This window comes from Streptomyces sp. NPDC000878, from assembly GCF_053599695.1.
In genome coordinates, this window is sequence record NZ_JBSFMT010000004.1 from 221557 (window position 1) to 241030 (window position 19474).

The window sequence follows — 19474 nt, forward strand, 5'->3', positions numbered from 1 at the left end:
GAATGCTCAGGCCGACGGTGTCCGACCGCCGTGCGACGCACGTGCCCAGGTGGGGCTGCGGTCCTTGTCGACCAGGGCCGCGCGGACGCCCTCCAGGAAGTCCGGCGTACGGATGGTCGTGCGGGTGAGGGCGAGTTCGGCGCCGAGGCACTCGCGCAGGGTGCGCTGCCTGCCCCGGGCCAGCAGGGCGTGGGTCATCTCCAGGCTCTGCGGCGAGGCCGACTCCAGAGCGGCCAGCGCGGCTGCCGCCCAAGGGGTGTCGAGGTGGTGCAGGCGTTTCTCGATCTCGCCGAGGGTCGGCGCACCGAACGCCCGGTCGACCTCCCCGCGTACCTCCGCCAGCCCGCTCTCCGCCACCGGGGAACGGCCGGCGAGGCGGTTCAGGACGACGTCCACCGGGTCGCCGGGGCTGCCGGCCAGGGCATCCGCGACCGCGTCGATCCCGTCCGAGGGGACGAAGTGCGTGGCCAGCCCCGTGTACAGGGCGTCGGCCGCGTCGAGCCGGTGCCCGGTCAGGCCCAGGTACATGCCGATCGCGCCGGGCAGCCTCGGCAGGAAGTGGCTTGCCCCGATGTCGGGGAAGAACCCGATCCCGGTCTCGGGCATCGCCAGCACCGCGCGCTCGGTGACGACACGGAAGCTGCCGTGGACGGACAGACCGAGACCGCCGCCCATGCACACACCGTCGATGAGCGACACGACCGGCACGGGATACTCGGCGATCCGGGCGTTGAGCCGGTACTCGGAGGCGAAGAACCGCTCACTGGCCTCGGCGTCTCCGGCAAGGCTGTGCTCGCGGATCGTACGGATGTCTCCGCCGGCGCAGAACGCCTTCGGGCTGGTACTGGCGAGCACCACGGCGGACAGCGGTGTGTGCTCCCACGCGGCGAGCGCGCTGTCGATGGCGGCGACCATGCCTGTCGTCAGGGCGTTGAGCGCCTTGGGCCGGTTCAGCAGGATCCGGCCGACGCCCCGGTCGACGTGGGCGAGAACCTCGTCAGCGGCGGTGTCGGTCATGGGTTCAGTATCTCCGCGGTGGGTACGACGGGGCCGCGGGCGGGGATTCCGGACGCGAGCGCCTGCCCGGCCGTGAGGGGCGACCGGCGGGACCACTCGTCCTTGTCGATGCCGTGGGCTCTGGGAGTGGGCACCCCAAGATCCTTGCACAGGGCGCGGAGCACCTCCGCGGGCCCACCTCCGCAGTCCCGCCGCTGCTGCACGGGCCGAGCGTGACCGCAGGTGCCCGGGACGCCCGCATGCCTCTGCCTCCGGGCGAGGACTCGGTCGAGGCCTGGAGCACCACGAGGCCGCCGGCAACACGCGAAGGCGGCCGGCACCCGCTCCCCGTCGTGGACTTCCGCCTCGGTCGCGCACAGGCGCCGACTCCCGCAGAGTGTCAGGTCACCCTCGGGCAGGAGGCACCGGGAAGAGCATGCAGCTGCTGGTGGCGTGGGCGAGCAGACGGTCCGTCCCGTCGATCAACTGGGCCTGGGCCAGGGCGGTTTGACGGCCCTTGCTGACGACCGTGCCGATGGCGCGCACCGTGCCCGTGTCCACGGTGATCCGGCGCAGGAACTTCACCGTCAGGTCGAGCGAGGTGTACGCCATGCCCTGCGGGAGGGTGGACTGGACGGCGCAGCCCGCCGCCGAGTCGAGCAGGGTGGCGAAGATGCCGCCGTGCACGCTGCCGATGGGGTTGTAGTGCTCCTCCCCCGGCGTCAGGGAGAAGACCGCCCTGCCGGGCTCCACCTCGTCCAGGGCGAAGTCGACGGAGTGGTTGATGGGCGGCCTCGGCAGTCGCCCCGCCTGCAGCTCGCGCAGGAAGTCGATGCCGGCCATGCGTCCGGCGGCGTCCGCCAGGATCGCGGGATCTTCCCATTGATACGTACGTGTTCGTCCCACGACCGAGTCCTTCCATCTGACTTTTGCAAATGAAGCTAGCCGGGGGCTCAGCTGACTGTCAATGACGAAGCCAGGGCCCTACGATGATGGAATGGAGTGGCTTGAGGCGAGCACGGAGAACTGTCCCGTCCAGCGCACGCTCGACGTGGTCGGAGAGAAATGGACCTTGCTGATCCTGCGTGACGCCGTCAACGGGGTCCGCCGCTTCGACGACTTCCACCGCCATATCGGCCTGTCGGAAGCCGTCCTCAGCGACCGCCTCCGGAAGCTGATCTCGGCGGGCGTCCTCAAGACCGTCCCCTACCGGGAGCCGGGCAGCCGCGCCCGCAACGAGTACCGCCTGACCCGCAAGGGCTGGGACCTGTGGCCCGTCCTGCTGGCGCTCAGCCAGTGGGGCGAAAAGCACGCCCTCGGCTCCGAGGGCCCCGTACTGGACATCCGCCACACCGACTGCGACGCCCCGGTCCGCGTCGTCGTCGAGTGCTCCGCGGAGCACTCGGCCCTCACCCCTGGCGACATCACCGCCCTGCTGGGTCCTGGCGCCCAGCCCCGGTCATAATATTACAATCGTCAGGCCATGAATTAGCCTTGCACGCAGGGCAACAGCTTCACGGAGCGGATGAGCGAACGGAGGAAGCTCGTGGTGCGTTATGCCAAGGAGCACAAGCAGGTGACGCGGCAGCGCATCATCGAGAAGGCCGGTCACCGGTTCAAGCAGGACGGTATCGACGGTTCGGGCATCTCCACGCTGATGTCGGACGCCGGGCTCACCAACGGAGCCTTCTACGCCCACTTCGCGTCCAAGGACGACCTCGTCGCCCATGTCGTGGCCGACGAACTGCGCACACAGGTCGCGAGGTACGGCATCCTGCGCCCCGGCCGCCCGGGACTGGAGGACCTCGTTCGCGAGTACCTGTCTCCCGAGCACCGGGACCACCCCGGCCTCGGATGCCCTTCCGCCGCCCTGCTCGACGAGATCGGCCGCTGCGAGGACGGGACCAAGCAGGCGTACACCGACGGCGCGCGGGACATCGTGGAGGAGATCGCCGCTCGTCTGACACCCGAGGATCCGACGTCCGCTCGCGGCGCGGCCATCGGACTGTTCACCATGCTGGTGGGGACGCTGCAACTGTCCCGCGCCGCCGCCGACCGGAAGTTCGCCGACGAGGTCCTTGAGCGGGGAATCGAGAACGCGCTCGCGTTCATGAGGTGACGGGGACGCCCACGGCCGCCCCGCATCACGCCTTCTACCGTTCGAGGAACTCGACAGCCGTCTCCACGAACTGCCGGTGGAACTGGAAGATGCCACCGTGGCCGGCGTCGGGGTAGATCTCCAGCTCGCCGTTCGGCACTCGCCGGGCCAGGTCGGCCGAGTTCTTCGACGGAACCATTCTGTCGCTGTCACCGTTCGCGACGAGCACGGGCTGCTGGATGACGGAGAGATCGTGGGGCCGCTCCAGGCCCCAGCGGTGAATGGCCTTGAGCTGGTTGTTGTACGCGAGGGGGGACATCGCCTTGTCCCGGTCGGCGGTGCGCTCCTTCAAGCGGGCCAGGAACTCCTTGCCCGCCCGACGCCCGCCCGCGGTGCGGGTGAAGAAGAGGAACTGCTTCGGGTCCTGGAAGGTGAGCAGGGCCCGGGCGGTGTCGAGGTGGGACAGCACCGTCACGTTCTTGATGCCCTCGCCGCCCGCAGGGCCGGTGCCGCTGAGGATCAGCTTGCGGACGAGCTGCGGGTCGGTCTGCACGATCACCTGGGCGATCATGCCGCCCATCGAGAAGCCGTGGATGTCGACGTGCTCCAGTCCGAGCGCCCGGATGAAGGTGACGGCATCCTTCGCCATCTCCTGGATGGTGCGCGGGGTCGAACCGGTGGAGGCGCCGACGCCCCTGTTGTCGAAAATGATGACCCGGCGCTTGGCGGCGATGCCGTCGACAACCCGGGGGTCCCAGTTGTCGAGGACCCCGTAGAGATGGTTGAGAAAGACCACCGGGACACCGGACCGGGGACCCACCTCGCGGTAGGCGAAGGTCACTCCCCCGGCGGTGACGGTGCGGGTCGGAGCGTTCTTGTACGACGTCACGACATCGCCTTGTACGTCTTGTGAGTCATTCATGGCCGTGCCCTTCGGGGTGGGGTGCTGCGAGGGCGCCGGAGCTCCGAACGGTCGATTCCCTCAGCATGACGTCGACCATTAAAGTATGACCGTAATACCATGAGGCGGCAAGTCGACAAGCGCACAGCTCAGCCAGCTCTACGGGGTCGGGGTCACGGGCCCGAGCCCGGATCCGGCTGCACCGCCTCGGTGATCCCGGCCCGGGCCGCTTCGAGTTGGGCGGCGAACGCGATGCCCAGGAACAGGGCCACCCCCGTCAGGTTGGCCCAGAGCAGCAGGGCGACGAACGCCGTCAGGGGGCCGTACACGGCGCCGAACGCCCCGCTCTTGTCGACGTAGAGCGCCAGCAGCCACGTGGCCGTGATCCACAGGACCAGGTGGACGGCCGAGCCGAACGCGAGCCAGGTGTAGCCCGGTTGGTCCCTGCGGGGAGCCCAGCGGAAGATCGCCGCCGACGCGACCCAGGCGAGTACTACGCCCAGGGGCACTTCTAGAGGCCGCCACCAGTCGAGTAGTTCCCGGGGCCAGCCGAGGGCCTGCACCACCGCGTTCCCGATGGCATCCCCCGCGACGAGCACGAGGAATCCCAGGACCATCGGCATGCCCGCCGCGAGGGCGAGGAGCAGGGAACGCCCGTACTTGGTCAGGAACGGCCGGTCGCGTTCGATGCCGTAGATGCGGTTGGCGCCTCGCTCGACCTGCCCCATCGCCGAGGCGAGGTTGAGCACGGCGAAGGCCAGTCCCAGCCACATGGCGACGGCGTTCCAGACCCCGGAACCGGCGCTGCGCGCGGTGGCGTCCAGGGCGTCCTCGACCAGACTCGCGCTGGCGCCCGGCACGATCCGGCCCAGGGTGAGTTCGATGATCCGTCCCACGCTCTCCGTGTGCACGGTGGTGGCCACGCCGACCAGTGCGATGGTGAACGGCACCAGGCCCAGGACCACTTGGAACGCGAGCGAACGGGAGTTGGTGAAGCCGTCGGCGTAGCGGAAGCGGGAGAACGCGTCGAGGAGCAGTCGGCGACCGCCGTAGTGCCGCAGCGCGGTGAGCGCCTCGTCTCCGGAAAGCTCGTCCCCGATCATGTCCCGCGTCTGCGGGACGTGCACGACGGTGCCCATCGAGAACGTCTCCTCCTGTCGTCCGTACGGCGAGACGAGGAACACGATCTTGCCGCCGGGAGAACCGTACCGTCGGACGGCTGTGGCGGTCGGTCGTCAGGTGGATTCAGAGGGCAGCGCCGACGATGGGCGGGGCGGGGGTACCGGCCGCCTCGGGGTTCTCGGTGGTGCGGCCGAGGCGCGACCGGACTGTCCGGGACAGGATCCGGCGCCGGCCGGGGAGACCTCACCTCCCCCGGACCGGCACGCCGGTCGGCATGGCCTCGACAGGTCAGAAGGGCATACGGCGACGGCTGCGACGGCCTGCCTTGCCGCTGCGGCCCACGGCGCGGGAACTCGTCCGGAACGGCTTGCTGAACAGCTTGCCCAGGACGCCGGGCGCCTTTCCGCCGGTCCGCGCGCCGGCGCCGAGCGAACGCTGCGTACCGCGTTCGGGGTGGCGGGAGAGACGCGGGACGAAGAAGGCCAGCACGGCCAGGACCACACACACTCCAACAACTGCGGCAATGATCACGAGTCTGCTCCCTTGCTCGGTCGGGAGGAGACGGGTGCCCGGGACCCGGGCTCCTACGCTCGGCCGACAGGGATCAGTGGTCCAGGGCCGGACAGTCCAGACAGTCTGGACAGTTGGGTCACGGTCGTACGGCGGTGAGCCGGCCGGCGAGGCTCCCCGCGCCGGGAGTCGAGGCATCGAGCACCTCGCCTCGCCCGCCGGGGAGCCTCCCCGTTGTCCGTCAGCCGCCGATGCCGGACTCGGTCGCCGCTCCGATCAGTTCAGCCGCGTCGGCCGGACGGAGGAAACCCGCGGCGGCCCCTCGTACGGTCGCGGCCGACCACTTCGCGACGAACGTGGCGTGGTCGGGGTACAGGGCCGCCAGTTTCTCGGCGGAGAAGGGGGTGGTCGTGCCGAACAGGAAGCAGAACGACGCCCCGGTCTGTCCGAGGCCGGACAGGGCGGCGACCGGTACGTCGACCGCGGGTGTGCGGACGCCGCCCACGACGTTGCCGTGGGTGTCCAGGACGAAGGCGGGTGTGGAACCGGAGATGTCCACCTGGAGGCGGGGTGCCCTGGCCGGGGGGATGCCGGTCCTCACCCAGCGGTTCAGTGCGAACTCGGCGGTGTCCAGGACGTAGTGCGCCTGGCCGGTGTTGATCGGCGAACCGCAGCCGGTCCGGGTCGGCGGGCTGAGCATGGCCTTCAGCCCCTGGAGGCCGGCGGTGCCGCTGCCGTCGTCGATCGTGCCGAGGCCGATGTAGGCATCGGCGTGAGCGGTGCCGGCCACCTCCCAGAGCCGGAGGCGGGGCGAGTCGGCCTGCCGGGCCGACAGGGAACCGAGCGCGATCACGTCGGTCTCGGCCTGGACGACGAGCACCGGTGCGTCCAGATCCGGGCGGAAGCGGACGACCGCCGGAGTGGGGACGTCCGCCTCGGGCGCCTGCGACAGCGGCGCGCCGATGTCCCGCCGGCTGTGCACGAGGAAACCGTCGTACACCGACACCAGGGGCTGGATCGCGTTGATGTACGTGGTGAGACGGAACGCGGACTGCGACTCGCCGTTGGCCAGCACGACGCGGGGACGGAGCCCGTCGAGAACCGTGGCCGCGGAGTCCCATACAGCTTGGCCGGCCTGGCTGAAGATGTCGTAGGAGTAGCTGTCGCCGGGGTGGGACAGAGCCGCGTAGCGAACCGGGTCCGCGGTCTTCGTGGCGGTCACCCCGGTGGCCTGGGCGGAGACGCCCACCCAGGCGTAGCCCTCACGGATCAGTTCGTTGTGGGCGTAGATCCACTCCGGGGCGGCGTCCAGCCCGCCGCTGACGTTCAGCCACTCCACGACGACGGTCCCGTTGAAACGGGCGGGATCGGCGGGCCGGTTGACGACGATCCGGGTGGTGTACGGCGCGCTGCTCGCCGGGGTCACCTGCCAGCGGCCGTCGGAGTCGAGGGGCTCCTCGGGTACGTAGGACTCGGCGTTCCCGGACAGGAAGTACTCGGACTGCGTGTATCCCACGCTGCCGAGGTCGAACGCCGTCGCCTGCAGCACGACCGCACCGTTTCCGCCGGTCACCGGCCCGGTGACCGGCGGGCTCGCAGCTGACTGGGCGGCCGGCTCCGAGCCCGTGGCGCCGGACTGAGCGGCGACCGCCGAGGAGGTTCCGAGCAGCAGCGGGAGGATCAGCGCGGCTGCCGTCAAGAGTTGGGGGCGGGCTTTTCCCGCCCACGGGGTTTTCATATGCATGACATCTCCTGGGTCAGAAGGCTCGGCCGACGTCCTGGCGGACGATGGTCCGCATGCTGTGTTCGGCGAGGGCGGCGATGGTCATGGAGGGGTTGCAGGCGCCGGTGGAGCCGGGGATGCGGGCGCCGTCGAGGACGTACAGGCCCTTGTGACCGAGGACGCGGCCGGTGAGGTCGACGGCGTCGCCCATGGGTACGCCGCCGAGGGGGTGCCAGGTGGAGGGGGCGTTCGCGTTGGTGTCGATCATGATGCCGCCGCCCGCCGTGGCGATGGCCCGCATACGGGTCGCGATCAGTGCCTGGAGTGCGGCGTCGGCGTCGGTGGGCCAGGTGAGCACGGCGTCGTCGGTCGTGGCGTCGTACGCCCAGGTGCCCGCGCCGTCGACGATGCCGAAGCCGACGACGGTCAGCGCGGTGACGCCGGGCTGCTGGATGGGTGAGCCGGCGTGGATGACGGTGAGCGGGATGGGGCTCGTGGGGTCGGTGCCGCCGATGCAGGCCGGGCCGCCCTGCTGGGTGCCGGCGTCGCCGGTCGGGTTGATCCAGGCCCAGATCCGGTCGCCGTTGTTGCCCCACCGGGTGCCGATGGCGTCGGGCAGGTCCGGGATCAGGTTCTTGGCGCGGGACTTGACCAGGAGACGGGTGGTGCCGGGCGAGCCCGCGTTGAGGAACACCGCGTCGGCGGTGATCCGGATCCCCTCCTGCACGGCGCCCGCGGTGTCGATGCGGTCGACGGACAGCACCCACCGCTTGTCCGCGCCGAGGGCGAGGTCGCGGACGACGTGCAGCGGTGCCACCTCGACCAGGCCGGTGGACTCCGCCTGGGCGAGATAGGTGACGTCGATGGAGTGCTTGCCGCCGTTGTTGACGCCGAAGGCGATGTCGCTGGTGGTGTAGGTCGGCTCGTACTGGCCGGTCAGTTCGCCCCGGGCGTAGCTCCAGTCGATGGGCAGCGGCACCTTGAACGGGGTCAGGCCCGCCTTGGGCGCGATCTCCTGGAACAGGCGGGAGGACGTGTACGGGGCGGAGGCCAGAAGGTCGTACGGGATGGTGGAGATGCCCAGCATCCGGGCGACGGTGGGGTAGGCCCATCGGTCCAGGTCGTCATAGAGGCCGGCCGCGAAGGGGACGGACGTGGCGAAGTTCGCCTTCGTCGGCTGCAGGGTCATGCCGTGGTACATGAGCGAGCCGCCACCGACCGCGGCCCCGACCATCGCGGTCATGCCGTTGCCGACGACGGGTTCGAGTACGCCGGTGAAAGGCGTCCATGTCTTGTCGACGCCCCCGACGACGGCATGGTCGGTCAGCCAGGCGGAACGGTTGTCCATGTTCGCGAAGCGACAGAAGGTGGTGGCGTTCGGGCCGGTGCGCCAGCGCAGGCCCCGCTCCAGGACCAGGGTCGACACCCCGGCCTGGGCCAGCCGCAGCGCGGTGACGCCGCCGCCGAAGCCGGTCCCCACCACCACGGCTCGTTCGCGCCGCTCCGTCACGGAGGGCGCGGCGGAGGATGTCGCGGCGCGGGCCGGGCCCGCGCCGGTCACGGATCCGCCCACGGTGGCCGCGCCGAGTGCGGTCGCGGTCAGTAGTCTGCGGCGGCTGAGTGTGGGGGGAGAGGAGTTGTGGGACATGGGGCTCCAGTCGAGGGGGGACGATTCGATAATGTCGCGAACATGTCAATTCAGACTTTCGAGGTACGTCACCGCGACCCGTGGTGGCCATGGGGCATCCCTTGCGTGGGGGGCTGGTGATGCGGCAACACCGTACTGCGTTCTGTCATGGTGCGCCATGAAGTCGCACCGCGACATCAATTAGGATCACCGCACCGAGGCGAGGAGGAACGGATGGCCGGGCGACCCGGTGCGGGCGTGGGGCGACCGCCGTTGACGGAACGGCGCCGTGCAGAAACGCGCATGGAGATCGCCGACGAAGCGGTACGGCTGTTCGTCGAGCGGGGCGTGGCGGGAACGACGGCGGAGGACATCGCCACCGCCGCCGGACTCTCCACCCGCACCCTGTGGCGCTACTTCCGCTCGAAGGAGGAGTGCGCGCGGCCCCTGCTCACGGTGGGCATCGAGGTGCTGACCGAGCGCCTGCGCGACTACTGGAGCGGCAGCCGTTCGCTCGCCGAGGCGCTCTCGGCCATCGAGAACCCCGGCATTCCTGTCGCGCAGCACCTGGAAACCCTGCGCGACCTCGTCCGGCTGAGCTGTGACGAGCCCGGACTGCGCGCCGTCTGGCTGGAGGCGCACTTCGACGCCGAAGGCATCCTCGCCGGAGTGATCGCCGAAGGCACCGGCCGCCGCGAGGCCGACCTGGCCGTCCGTCTGGAGGCGGGCATGATGAACACCGCGCTGCGCGTCGCGGTCGAGCACTGGGCCCTTCAGCCCCACGAGCCGACCGGCCCGCCGCTCGCCGCGACCCTCGGCCAGGCCCTACAGGCGATCACCCAGTTCCTCGACCCCGGCACGGACGCCGCTCCCGGCCGGAAGCCGATGATCCGCCTCCCGGCCCTGGACTCCCGAACCGACCGATGAGCTATGCGGCCTGACGCCCTGATCAGACGCCGGCCGGCCGGGACCCGGGTGCCTGGGTCCCGGCCGGCCGGCGCGTCGACGGCGTACGTGGATCCAGGCTCAGCCCTTCGCCGGGCCCAGATGCACCGGCAGGCTGCTCACGGAATTGGAGAAGATCGACGGAACCGCGCTCAGCTCGGCGGGGTCGACGGCGAGCCGTAGGTCGGGATAGCGGGCGAACAGCGGGGGCAGCGCGGCCATCGCCTCGAAGCGGGCCAGGGCGGGGCCGATGCAGACGTGCGGTCCGCCGCCGAACGCCATGTGCTTCTTGACCGGGCGGTTGATGTCGAACCGGTCGGCGTCCTCGCCGTACTGCGCCGGGTCGCGGTTGACCCCGCTCCAGGGCGCGAGGATGCCGTCGCCCTTGGGGATGGTGACCCCGGCCACCGTGATGTCCTCGACCGGGAACCTGGCCGGGAAGTTGCCGACCGGGGCATCCCAGCGCAGGGTCTCCTCGACGACCTTGCTCCATGTCTCGCTGTCGCCGTCGCGGACGAGGGCCAGCTGGTCCGGGTGGGTGAGCAGGGCGCGCGTCGCGTTGGTGATCAGGCTGATCGAGGTCTCATGGCCGGCGCCGATGAGCATCCACAGCGTGTCCTCCATCTCGTCGTCGGTGAGCGCGCCGTCCTCGTCGTCGTCGGCGAGCAGCGCGCTGGTCAGGTCGTCGGCCGGTTCGGCGCGCCGCATGGCGAAGAGCCGCTGCCACAGTTCGTGCCGCTCCTGCTGGGTGGCGAGGAACTGCTCGGCGGTCGTGTCGGCCCGTACGACGGTGTCGATCAGCTCACGGAATCGCGGCCACCACTCTTCGGGTACGCCTATCAGCTCGCATATCACCTGCATGGGGAACGGGTAGGCGTAGTTCAGCCGCAGGTCGACCGTGCCGCCCGGTCCGACCTGGCCGGGCAGGGCGTCCAGCATCGTGGTCACGATCTGGTCGATGCGCGGTCGCATGCGTTCGACCCGGGTGCGGGTGAACGAGCGGGTCAGCGGGCGGCGCAGCCGACGGTGCTCAGCGCCGTCGCGAGCCATCGCGTTGTTGAGCCGGATCATGCTCAGCAGGGGCCAGTCCCCGGGGATCTCGCCGCGTTCCAGGGCATCCCAGTTGCGCCAGTCCCGGCCCACCCTCGGGTCGGCGGCCAGCTCGGCGAGCAGCGCGTAGTCGGTGATCACCCACATCCGGACGCCACCGGGAAGCTCGGCGCGGACCACCGGGCCGAGTTCGCGCATCCGGGCCGCCTCGCCATGGCGGTCGGCGCCCAGGGGATCGATGTGGACGAGAGGGGGGGAGGTCAGGTCGACCGTCGAGTCGGTCATGGTGATGCGCCTCCTGGCTGACTGGATACCGACTGAATTTCAGAGCACGGGAATGAGACGAATGCCAGCACGGCCCGCTTGAGAATCAGTTAATGCTGCCTATAATCCCCATTCCCGGGATTTGTGATTCATGTCACTTGGCATGCGATTGACGCCTCTTAGGGGCTTGCTAGTCTCCTGTCGCGTGACCGCACAGGTCAGTTAGGTGTGTGCGGTGTTCCAATAGTGGCGGGGGGCCAGCATGAATACATCGACTGCTGTGACGCGGGCATTGAGCCCGGCGGAGCGCTGGTACTGGATTATCGACCAGCTTTCCACGCTCAATGTCTGCGCCCGGGTCCGTATTGAGGGTGAATTGCCCGCAGCTGTTCTGCGCAGTGCGCTCGGCGCGCTTCAGGACCGGCATCCGATGTTGCGTCTGGCCATCACGGAGGAGCCGTCGGACGTGAGTGGCGCCGGACCGCGGTTCGTGCCGACGAGCAACGCGATTCCGCTGCGCGAGGTGACGCTGAGCGAGCCCGATGATGCGCGGTGGGTGCGCGAGGTGGACGGCCACGAGCTGGCGGAGCCGATCGACTGGCGGTCCGGACCGCTTGCTCGCGCCGTACTGATCGGGCAGCCGGGGCAGATCCACGATCTCGTCATCACCGTCCCGCACTGCATCTCGGACGGGACCACCGCACTCGCCCTCCTACGGCAGTTGGTGCGGCTCGCCGCCGAGCCGCCGGCGCCCGGCCCGAGCCCCGCCGAGAAGGAGTCCGTTCCGGTCCCGGTCGAAGCCCTCTTCCCGGCGCACTACCGCGTGATGTCGGGCGCCCTGCCCGACCGGGCCGCGGACGACGGAGACGGCCCGGAGGCGGACCCGGGCGAGGTGGGCCGGCTGGAGCCCGGGAAGTTCGTGCCGTTCGACCAGCGCCGGACCCGGCTGCTGCACCGGTCCTTCGCAAGCCCTGTGCTGCAGAGCCTCACGACGGCGTGCCGCCGGGAGGGCGTCACCCTGCACGGCGTGCTGGCCGCGGCGATGGCCTGTGCCGTGGCACGTGACGCCGGCGCCCCGGCGCCCGCGCATTTCGCGGTGGGCTCCCCGGTCTCCTTCCGGGACGAACTCGAACGGCCGGTGTCCGAGGACGAGGTCGGCTGCTTCGTGTCGGCGGTGCACTCCGTGGTCCGCTATCAGCCGGACGACCTGTGGTCGATGGCCCGGTTCATCAATCGCGACATCGCGGAGCGCAGGCAACGCGGCGAACAGTATTCGGTGTTCAGCCTCCTCGCCGACCAGGGACCGACCGGTGTCGCGGACAGCGAGCCATTGGTCCAGTACATCGAGGAACACGGCTCTTTCAACTTCTTCGTGTCCAACATCGGACGGTTCGAATTCCCCGGGAAGCTGGGTGCGTGGGGATTGTCCGGGGCGCAGTTCGTGGGCGGTATTTCGGTGGTCGGCTATTTCGCCTCATCGGTCACCACCAGCCACGGCCAGTTGTCGTGGAACTTCACCTACATCGACGAGGCGATATCCCGGGAGCGGGCCGAGCGCCTCGTCGACGACAGTGTCCGGGCGGTGCTCGCGGCAGCGGAGGCAGCCGCCTAGAACACGTCGGAACGAGTCGAAGCGAGTCAGAACGAACTGGCCAGTGCCGGTATCTCCGGCAGATCCGCCGCCGGACGCGGAGGCAGCGTCACCACCTCCGCGTCGTCGAGGGCAGGGTCCAGAGTCAGCACCGACTGGTGGAACTCCTGGAGCTTGGGACAGGGCTCAAGGCCGAACTCGTTGAGCAGGTCGCGCCGTAGCTTGTGGAAGAACTCCAGCGCGCGGATGCGGTATCCCGACCGGTACAGCGCGATCATGTACTGGGCGTGCAGGTTCTCGTGGAAGCGGTTCTGCGAGGTCAGCACCGCGAGTTCGCTCAGGATCTGGCAGTGCAGGCCCAGCTTCAGGTCCAGTTCGATGCGGTAGTCCAGCATCGTCATCCGGGACTGCTCCAGCGCGGCGGCCTCGGCCCGGATCCTGGTGCCGGGTTCCACATCGCTCATCATGGGCCCGCACCACAGGTTCAGGGCTTCGCGGAAGTGCATGGCGGCCGAGCGGAAATCGCCGGCCGCCATGGCACTGCCGCCCGCTCTCTGGAGGCGGTGGTGGATCTCCAGGTCGAACTGCCTGGGCTCGACGGCGAACCGGTACCCGTTCTGCACCGTCTGCAGCATCGTCCGGGCCACCTCCTCGGAAGAGGACCCGGTGCTCTGGGCCAGCCTCTTGCGCAGGTGGAACACATAGATCTGCAGTGCCGCGCGCGCGTTCTTGGGCGGAACGCCCTTCCACAGCTCGTCCATCATGTCCGAGACCGGCACGACCTGTTCGTGGTTGAGCAGCAGCAGCGCGAGCAGGGTGCGCGGCTTCTGCGCGGTGGGCGTGATCTCGACGGCGCCGTGGTGGATCGACAGCGGCCCCAGGACCCTGATGTGCATCATCGACTGCCCTGCGTCAGCCGAGTTTGAGGCACACCTGAACTCCCTGGTGAACCGGGAGCCTCACCGAGAGGTATCCGTTGGCCGGGTCGTTGATGTGGCCCAGGAAGCCCTCGTAGAAGCCCCGGCCGATGTCGAGGTCGACGTCGTCGACGATCACCAGGGCGCCGGGCCTCAGCCGGGGTTCCACGATGCTGAGGATCGGCAGCCGCAGGTCGAGCCATCCGTCCAGCAACAGCAGGTCGACCGGTCCGGGGAGCTCCCGCAGCGTCTCCCGCGCGTCACCGAGCCGCAGGTCGATGAGGTCGGCGAGGCCTGCCTCGGCGAAACTCTCCTGCGCGCGGCGTGCCTTGTCCTGCTGCAGCTCGGTCGTGATCACCTGGCCGCCGCCGTTGTCGCGCACCGCGGACGCCAGATAGAGCGTCGAGATCCCGAAAGAGGTACCGAACTCCACCACGGTCCGTGCCTTGACCGCCCGGGTGAGCAGGTACAGCAGGTCCCCGCCCTCCCTGGACACCGACATGATGATGTCCTTCGTGCGTTCCGCCAGCTCGGCGGCGCTCAGCTCGATGGGGTAGTCGCCGGCCATGTCCACGCCGGCCTCGGCGAAGGCAGCCACCAGATCCTGCTTCTCCTCGGTGGCCAGCAGCTGGTTCAGGGTCGAGGCGACAGCGTCCGATCGTAAGGTCGATGGCATGGTCAGGTTGCTCCTTATAGGACGTGAGGGGCTCAGGGGATCAGGACGGTCCTGCCGGGCAGTTCTCCGGCGGCGGACGCCTCGTGTACGGCGCTCAGCTCGGCCAGCGGCACTCGCTGGGCCACATGGATCTTCAGGTCCCCGGCATCCACGCGGCTGACCAGCTCGCCGAGCTGGTCGGCGTCGCTGCGCCCGAAGACCTGCAGGTTCCGCACCCCGCGCTCGATGTCCTTGAGGCCCGGGGGGACGGTGTTCGCGAAGGCCCCACCGTCGACGATCAGGTCCGTCAGCCGCGCGGGGCCCTCCGGGAGGTACACCAGGTTCAGCAATACGTCGAACTGCTGCCCGGCCACCGCCTCCTGGAGAGGTGTGGCGGTGTAGTCGATGATCCGGTCCGCGCCGTAGGACCGGAGACGGTCGTGGCTGCGCGCCCTGGCGGTCGCGGTCACGACCGCGCCGGCCTGTGCCGCGAGCTGGACGGCGTATCCGCCCACCGCACCGCCCGCGCCGTTGATCAGGATGCTCTGCTCCGGCTTCAGGCCGATGTGCTCGAACAGGGCCTGCCAGGCGGACAGCCCGACCGAGGGCAGCGCCGCGGCGTCGGCCAGGTCGCCGGTGAGGGGAGCCTTCGCCAGCGTCTCGGCCGGTGCCAGGGCGTATTCGGCAGCCGCGCCGGGTCCGGCGATCGGCAGCCATGCCACCACCGCGTCCCCGATGCTCCAACCGCTCACGCCCTCGCCGACCTCGGTGATGACACCGGCCACGTCGTAGCACGGGACGTGCGGCAGGACCAGCGGGAACACCTCCGGGAAGTAGCCGGCGCGGATCGAGGCGTCCACCGGGTTGAACGCGGCACCGGCCACCTTCAGGACGACCTGGCCCTCGCCTGCCACCGGCCGGTCCGCCTCCTCGAAGACGAGGACGTCCGTGGCGCCGTAGGAGTGGTAGCGCATCGCCTTCATGGTCATCACCGCTTCTCGATTGCTTCGAACTCGAAGCACCCATACTAGTCTTGCTTCGAGTTCGAAGCACACCGATCCGTTGATTAGGGCAGCGGGTACGCTCCTTGAGTGAGCGGCTCCCACTCGGCCGCCGACGCGGACAGCGCTGGCGGACTCGATCCCCAGCAGCTGGCGGCGTACTTCGCCCTCATGGAAGCCGTCAGCCTGCTCCAGCACCAGGTCGAGCAGCAACTGCGGGCCGAGGGCGACCTCAGCTATGTCCAGTTCCAGCTCCTGGCCCGCCTGGCCACGTCCGACGGCAGCATGACCATGACGCAGCTCGCCGACGGTGTCGTCTACAGCCGCAGCGGTCTGACGTACCAGGCCGGACAGCTGGCGGAGGCCGGCCTCATCACCCGCGGGCGAAGTCCCGACGACGACCGCGCCACCCTGGTCACCGTCACCGACAAGGGCCGGGCCCTGTTCGACCAGGTCCTGCCCGGCCATGTCCAGGTCACCCGCCGGATGCTGTTCGACCCCTTGTCCGACGGCGAGCTGGAACGACTCGGCGACATCATGACCCGGGTACGGGACCACATGCGCGCCCAGCCTCCCCGCTCCGCCGCCCGTGGCCACCGCGGCCAGAGCCCGGCGTCCCGGACCAAGGCAGCACCGCGGGACCAGCCTCCTGCTCCGGCCCGGCCGGACGACGCCTAGGACTGATCCGCCGGACAGGCCCTAGCGCTCGCCGAAGCTCAGTGGGAGCGTCTCCGGACCGTGGATGCCGGTCGGTGGCCGCCAGCTGACCGGGCCCACGATGGAAGGCGGGCCCAGCCGCTTGACCAGCGCGGACAGCGCGTCCGCCATCTCGGCACGGGCCAGCGGGGCACCCAGGCAGTAGTGCATGCCCGCGCCGAAGAGCAGCGGGGGCGCCGTGCTGGTGGTCGTGATGTCGAACGAGTCGCCGTACTCGAAGACGCGCGGGTCGCGCTGCGCGGTCTGGGCGCACATCGTCATGAAGGTGCCCTTCGCGATGCGCATGCCTCCGTAGTCGAAGTCCTCGGCCGCGCACCGGTAGATGATCGGTGTCGACGGGGACCAGCGGATGATCTCCTCGATCGCCTGGGGCGCCAGCTCGGGACGCTCGGCCAGCAGGTTCCACTGCTCAGGGCGCTCGGCGAAGATGACCATGGCGTTGGACAGCTGATGGCAGGTGGTGTCGTGGGCGGCGAACACCAGCGTGACGAGCAGGTTGCGCAGTTCCTCCTCGCTGACCTGGCCTTCTTCCCGCTGCGCGGTGACCAGTGTGGAGATGAGGTCGTCGCCCGGGTTCTTGGCCTTGTCCTCCATCAGCGCGGAGATGTAGCCGTTCAGTCCTACGACGGCCCGCTCCACGCGTTCGACGATGTCGCCGCCGTGGACAAGGCTGAAGACGAGGCCGATGTCGTTGGTCCACCCGCGGAAGGTGTCGTAGTCCTCCCTGGGCACGCCGAGCAGTTTGCACATGACCGCCAGCGGCAGCGGGTCCGCGAAGCTCTCGACGAAGTCGCACGAGCCGGCCGCTGCCATCTCCTCGGCCATGCGCTCGGCCTCGGCCCGGATGAACGGCCGTATCTCGCTGATCATGCGCGGGGTGAAGGCCTTGCTCACCAGGCCGCGCAGCCGCCGGTGATCGTCCCCGTCATGGTTGTTGATCATGGGGACGAACCAGTCGTAGATCGGCCCGTCGAAGACGCCGTTCTGCTCCATGTAGCCCCGGCCGTTGTGGTCGAGCCGCCGGTCCCGTAAGAGTTCCTGGGCCTCGGCGTACCGCAGCACGAGGAGGCCCATCGGGCTGTCCGCGTACCAGCTTCTGGCCTGGGCGGCCATCACCTCGGGCGCGCCGAAGTCGAACTCCGGATCAATGACGTTGAGGAACGGGACATCGGATGGTGCCGTGTTCACCGTCGTGGCCATGCTTGGACTCCTTTGTCTTCATCCGCCGATGGACATCGATGCGCGGGTTTCGGCGGCCGGGTCGCCTTCGGGGACCGGCAGCATGTGCCGGGCTGTCCTGGCCGCCCTTTCGGCCGCCCGGTCCGTCGTCCCCGCCCGGTCGGCCGCCGCCCCGATCCACCGGTGCAGACGGGCCCGGCGCAGTCGCCCGGTGGTCTCGTACAGCACCTCGGCGACCAGGGCGTGGGTGAAGCGGAACCAGCCGAGGCGCCGCTGGTCCTCCACGATCAGGCCGGCCGCGATCGCGGTGTCGAGGGCCGCCAGTGCCTCGTCGATCCCGACCGGGACGCCGCCGGCGACGACCGCGATGTCGAAGTGCCGGCCGACGACGGCCGCCACCGACAGCACCTCGACCGCGGGCCGGGGCAGCCGTGCGATGCCGCCCAGCACGACTTCGCGCACCAGGACCGGCACCGGGGCCGCATGGGGATCGTCCAGGCGCTGGTCGTCGGTCAGCAGCCCGATCATCTCCCGCAGGAAGAAGGGGTTGCCGTCGGTGCGGGCACACAGCCCTTTCGCGGTGAGGCTGCTGACTTCCCGGCGCAGGATGGCGCTCGCCAGCGCCTGGGTGTCCTGGGGAGTCAGCCCTCCCAGCTCCAGCCGCGTCATCTCCCCGCGAGCCAGGGCGGCCAGTGTCTCGGCCAGGACCGGGGCCTCGTGCGACCGGTAGGACACGACCAGCAGCAGCCGGCTGGCCGGCACCGACTCGGCCAGGTGGGCCAGCAGCCGCAGGGAGCCCCGGTCCGCCCGGTGCAGCTGGTCGAGCATCACGACCAGCGGTTCGGTCCGGGACAGGCCGGTCAGGTACTGGACGATCGCCTCGAACCGCCGCAGTGCGGCACCGGGCGGTTCCGTACCGTCCGCCGTCCGCTGGCTGTCGCCGTCCAGCAGCTCCGACACCGGGCGGGGTACCGGGTGGTGCGGGAAGGCGGTGGCCGCCGCGCGCAGCACCTGTTCCCAGACCCACAGCGACGGGGCGGTGACGTGCTCGGTACAGGTGCCCCAGAGCACCGGCACCCCCGTCGGCTCGGCGAAGCGGCGCAGCAGGCTGGTCTTTCCGGCTCCCGGTTCCCCGGACACCGTGACCACGCGCCCCCGGCCGGCCTGTGCCGAGGCCAGTGCCTCGGTCAGCTGTCGCAGCGCCGCCTCCCGGCCGACGAACACCTCCCTGTCGGCATCCGGCGCCGGCGGCGGACCGGCCGCGCCGGCCCGGGGCAGGGCCGCGGATCCGCCTGACCCTGCCGGGGCCGGGCGGGCCGGGATCGGGGTCGGGCGCCGGTCCAGGGACGGGGCCTGGTTCAGGATCTTCCGCCTGAGGTGCTGCAGCGCCATCCGCGGGTCGACGCCCAGTTCCTCGGTCAGCCGTATCTGCATGGTCTGCAGCACTTCCAGGGCGTCGGCCTGCCGACCGGCCCGGTACAGCGCCAGACTCAGCAGCTCACAGCCGTACTCGCGCAGCGGATTGGCCTTCATGAAGGCTTCCAGTTCGGCCGCCGCCATCTCGTGGGCCCCCAGGTCGAGCAGCGCGGCGCAGCGCATCTCGACGACCGACAGCCGCAGTTCCTGCAGTCGCGCCACCTCCGGCACCACGCAGGGAACGGCGGCCACCTCCTGGTAGGCCTGCCCCCGCCACAGCGCCAGCGCCGCCTCGGACTCGCTCAGCGCCCGCTGCGGGTCCTCCTGGCCCCTGGCCTGCCAGCCCGCCTTGGCGTGCTCGACGAACCTGCGGGCGTCGACGTCGGTGGCGTCGACGTCCAGCAGATAGCCCTGGGTGCAGGTGCGCAGCACGGTCGCCGGCCTTCTCGGCGCGCGATCCGGTTCCAGCAGCTTGCGCAGATTCGCCACATACGCCTGGAGCGAGGTCATCGCCGAGGGCGGCGGATGCCCGGCCCACAGGGCTTCCATCATCACGTCCACGGTCACCGGCTGTCCCGCCTGGCTCACCAGCAGCGCGAGCAAGGTGCGCTGCTTGGGCGCCCCCAGATCCACCGGCCGGCCGGCGATCACTGCCTGCACCGGGCCCAGCGCGCGGAATTCCACCGCGACCCGGGGGCCGCCGGGTAAGGCCGGCGACTGCGTCTGGGTCACAGGGCAGATCCCGTAAGGCATAACTTCCCG

At 70.1% G+C, this 19474-nt stretch carries 19 protein-coding genes; 5 read left to right on the plus strand and 14 right to left on the minus strand.

Annotation, left to right across the window (positions count from 1 at the left end):
- Positions 1-6: 6 nt before the first annotated feature.
- The 3 genes from ACWDR4_RS06175 to ACWDR4_RS06185 form a co-directional block, all read right to left on the minus strand.
- Positions 7-1017 (minus strand): enoyl-CoA hydratase/isomerase family protein, encoded by a 1011-nt coding sequence (locus tag ACWDR4_RS06175; protein ID WP_450404508.1) that lies wholly within the window; start codon positions 1015-1017, stop codon positions 7-9.
- Positions 1014-1151: a hypothetical protein gene (locus ACWDR4_RS06180; protein WP_450404510.1), complete on the minus strand. Its 138-nt coding sequence runs from the start codon at positions 1149-1151 to the stop codon at positions 1014-1016. Before ACWDR4_RS06180 ends, ACWDR4_RS06175 begins: the two co-directional genes overlap by 4 nt.
- 250 nt (positions 1152-1401) lie before the next feature.
- Complete coding sequence (locus tag ACWDR4_RS06185; protein ID WP_450404513.1) at positions 1402-1902, minus strand: PaaI family thioesterase; 501 nt, start codon at positions 1900-1902, stop codon at positions 1402-1404.
- 91 nt (positions 1903-1993) lie between these two features.
- Between ACWDR4_RS06185 and ACWDR4_RS06190 the strand changes: the two genes are divergently transcribed.
- Positions 1994-2461 carry a winged helix-turn-helix transcriptional regulator gene (locus ACWDR4_RS06190; RefSeq protein ID WP_450404516.1) on the plus strand — a complete coding sequence of 156 codons (468 nt, stop codon included), beginning with the start codon at positions 1994-1996 and terminating at the stop codon, positions 2459-2461.
- Between the two features lie 81 nt (positions 2462-2542).
- On the plus strand, positions 2543-3115 hold the full coding sequence (locus ACWDR4_RS06195) for a TetR/AcrR family transcriptional regulator (RefSeq protein ID WP_450404657.1): 573 nt from the start codon (positions 2543-2545) through the stop codon (positions 3113-3115).
- 34 nt (positions 3116-3149) lie between these two features.
- On the opposite strand, the gene ACWDR4_RS06200 is transcribed toward ACWDR4_RS06195, so the two are convergent.
- The 5 genes from ACWDR4_RS06200 to ACWDR4_RS06220 form a co-directional block, all read right to left on the minus strand.
- On the minus strand, positions 3150-4016 hold the full coding sequence (locus tag ACWDR4_RS06200; protein ID WP_450404519.1) for an alpha/beta fold hydrolase: 867 nt from the start codon (positions 4014-4016) through the stop codon (positions 3150-3152).
- A 152-nt stretch (positions 4017-4168) separates the two neighbouring features.
- Positions 4169-5134: a YihY/virulence factor BrkB family protein gene (locus ACWDR4_RS06205; RefSeq protein ID WP_450404522.1), complete on the minus strand. Its 966-nt coding sequence runs from the start codon at positions 5132-5134 to the stop codon at positions 4169-4171.
- Between the two features lie 271 nt (positions 5135-5405).
- Positions 5406-5648 carry a DUF6411 family protein gene (locus ACWDR4_RS06210; RefSeq protein ID WP_450404525.1) on the minus strand — a complete coding sequence of 81 codons (243 nt, stop codon included), beginning with the start codon at positions 5646-5648 and terminating at the stop codon, positions 5406-5408.
- 220 nt (positions 5649-5868) lie between these two features.
- Positions 5869-7371: an alpha/beta hydrolase domain-containing protein gene (locus ACWDR4_RS06215; RefSeq protein ID WP_450404527.1), complete on the minus strand. Its 1503-nt coding sequence runs from the start codon at positions 7369-7371 to the stop codon at positions 5869-5871.
- 13 nt (positions 7372-7384) lie between these two features.
- Positions 7385-8998 carry a GMC oxidoreductase gene (locus tag ACWDR4_RS06220; RefSeq protein ID WP_450404530.1) on the minus strand — a complete coding sequence of 538 codons (1614 nt, stop codon included), beginning with the start codon at positions 8996-8998 and terminating at the stop codon, positions 7385-7387.
- Positions 8999-9211: 213 nt separating this feature from the next.
- On the opposite strand from ACWDR4_RS06220, the gene ACWDR4_RS06225 reads away from it, so the two are divergent.
- Positions 9212-9904 (plus strand): TetR/AcrR family transcriptional regulator, encoded by a 693-nt coding sequence (locus ACWDR4_RS06225; protein ID WP_450404533.1) that lies wholly within the window; start codon positions 9212-9214, stop codon positions 9902-9904.
- 99 nt (positions 9905-10003) lie between these two features.
- Here the strand turns inward: ACWDR4_RS06225 and ACWDR4_RS06230 are convergent, their stop codons facing one another.
- Positions 10004-11257: a cytochrome P450 family protein gene (locus ACWDR4_RS06230; protein ID WP_450404536.1), complete on the minus strand. Its 1254-nt coding sequence runs from the start codon at positions 11255-11257 to the stop codon at positions 10004-10006.
- A gap of 241 nt (positions 11258-11498) precedes the next feature.
- On the opposite strand from ACWDR4_RS06230, the gene ACWDR4_RS06235 reads away from it, so the two are divergent.
- Positions 11499-12848, plus strand: a complete 1350-nt coding sequence (locus ACWDR4_RS06235; RefSeq protein ID WP_450404539.1) for a condensation domain-containing protein — start codon at positions 11499-11501, stop codon at positions 12846-12848.
- Positions 12849-12874: 26 nt separating this feature from the next.
- Here ACWDR4_RS06235 and ACWDR4_RS06240 read toward each other — a convergent pair whose 3' ends face one another.
- Genes ACWDR4_RS06240 through ACWDR4_RS06250 form a run of 3 tightly spaced genes read right to left on the minus strand, consistent with a single transcriptional unit; the run spans position 12875 to position 15388 of the window.
- A complete protein-coding gene (locus ACWDR4_RS06240) occupies positions 12875-13726 on the minus strand; it encodes an AfsR/SARP family transcriptional regulator (RefSeq protein ID WP_450404542.1) in 852 nt (283 codons plus the stop codon).
- 13 nt (positions 13727-13739) lie between these two features.
- Complete coding sequence (locus tag ACWDR4_RS06245) at positions 13740-14420, minus strand: O-methyltransferase (RefSeq protein ID WP_450404545.1); 681 nt, start codon at positions 14418-14420, stop codon at positions 13740-13742.
- 32 nt (positions 14421-14452) lie between these two features.
- The gene (locus tag ACWDR4_RS06250) at positions 14453-15388 is read right to left on the minus strand and encodes an NADP-dependent oxidoreductase (protein WP_450404548.1); all 936 of its coding nucleotides are present in this window, start codon (positions 15386-15388) and stop codon (positions 14453-14455) included.
- Between the two features lie 102 nt (positions 15389-15490).
- Here ACWDR4_RS06250 and ACWDR4_RS06255 point away from each other — a divergent pair, with 102 nt between their 5' ends.
- Complete coding sequence (locus tag ACWDR4_RS06255; RefSeq protein ID WP_450404551.1) at positions 15491-16078, plus strand: MarR family winged helix-turn-helix transcriptional regulator; 588 nt, start codon at positions 15491-15493, stop codon at positions 16076-16078.
- A gap of 21 nt (positions 16079-16099) precedes the next feature.
- Here the strand turns inward: ACWDR4_RS06255 and ACWDR4_RS06260 are convergent, their stop codons facing one another.
- Positions 16100-17317, minus strand: coding sequence for a cytochrome P450 (locus tag ACWDR4_RS06260; protein WP_450404553.1), 1218 nt, complete (start codon positions 17315-17317; stop codon positions 16100-16102).
- 18 nt (positions 17318-17335) lie between these two features.
- Positions 17336-19444, minus strand: a complete 2109-nt coding sequence (locus tag ACWDR4_RS06265; RefSeq protein ID WP_450404555.1) for a BTAD domain-containing putative transcriptional regulator — start codon at positions 19442-19444, stop codon at positions 17336-17338.
- Between the last annotated feature and the right edge of the window lie 30 nt (positions 19445-19474).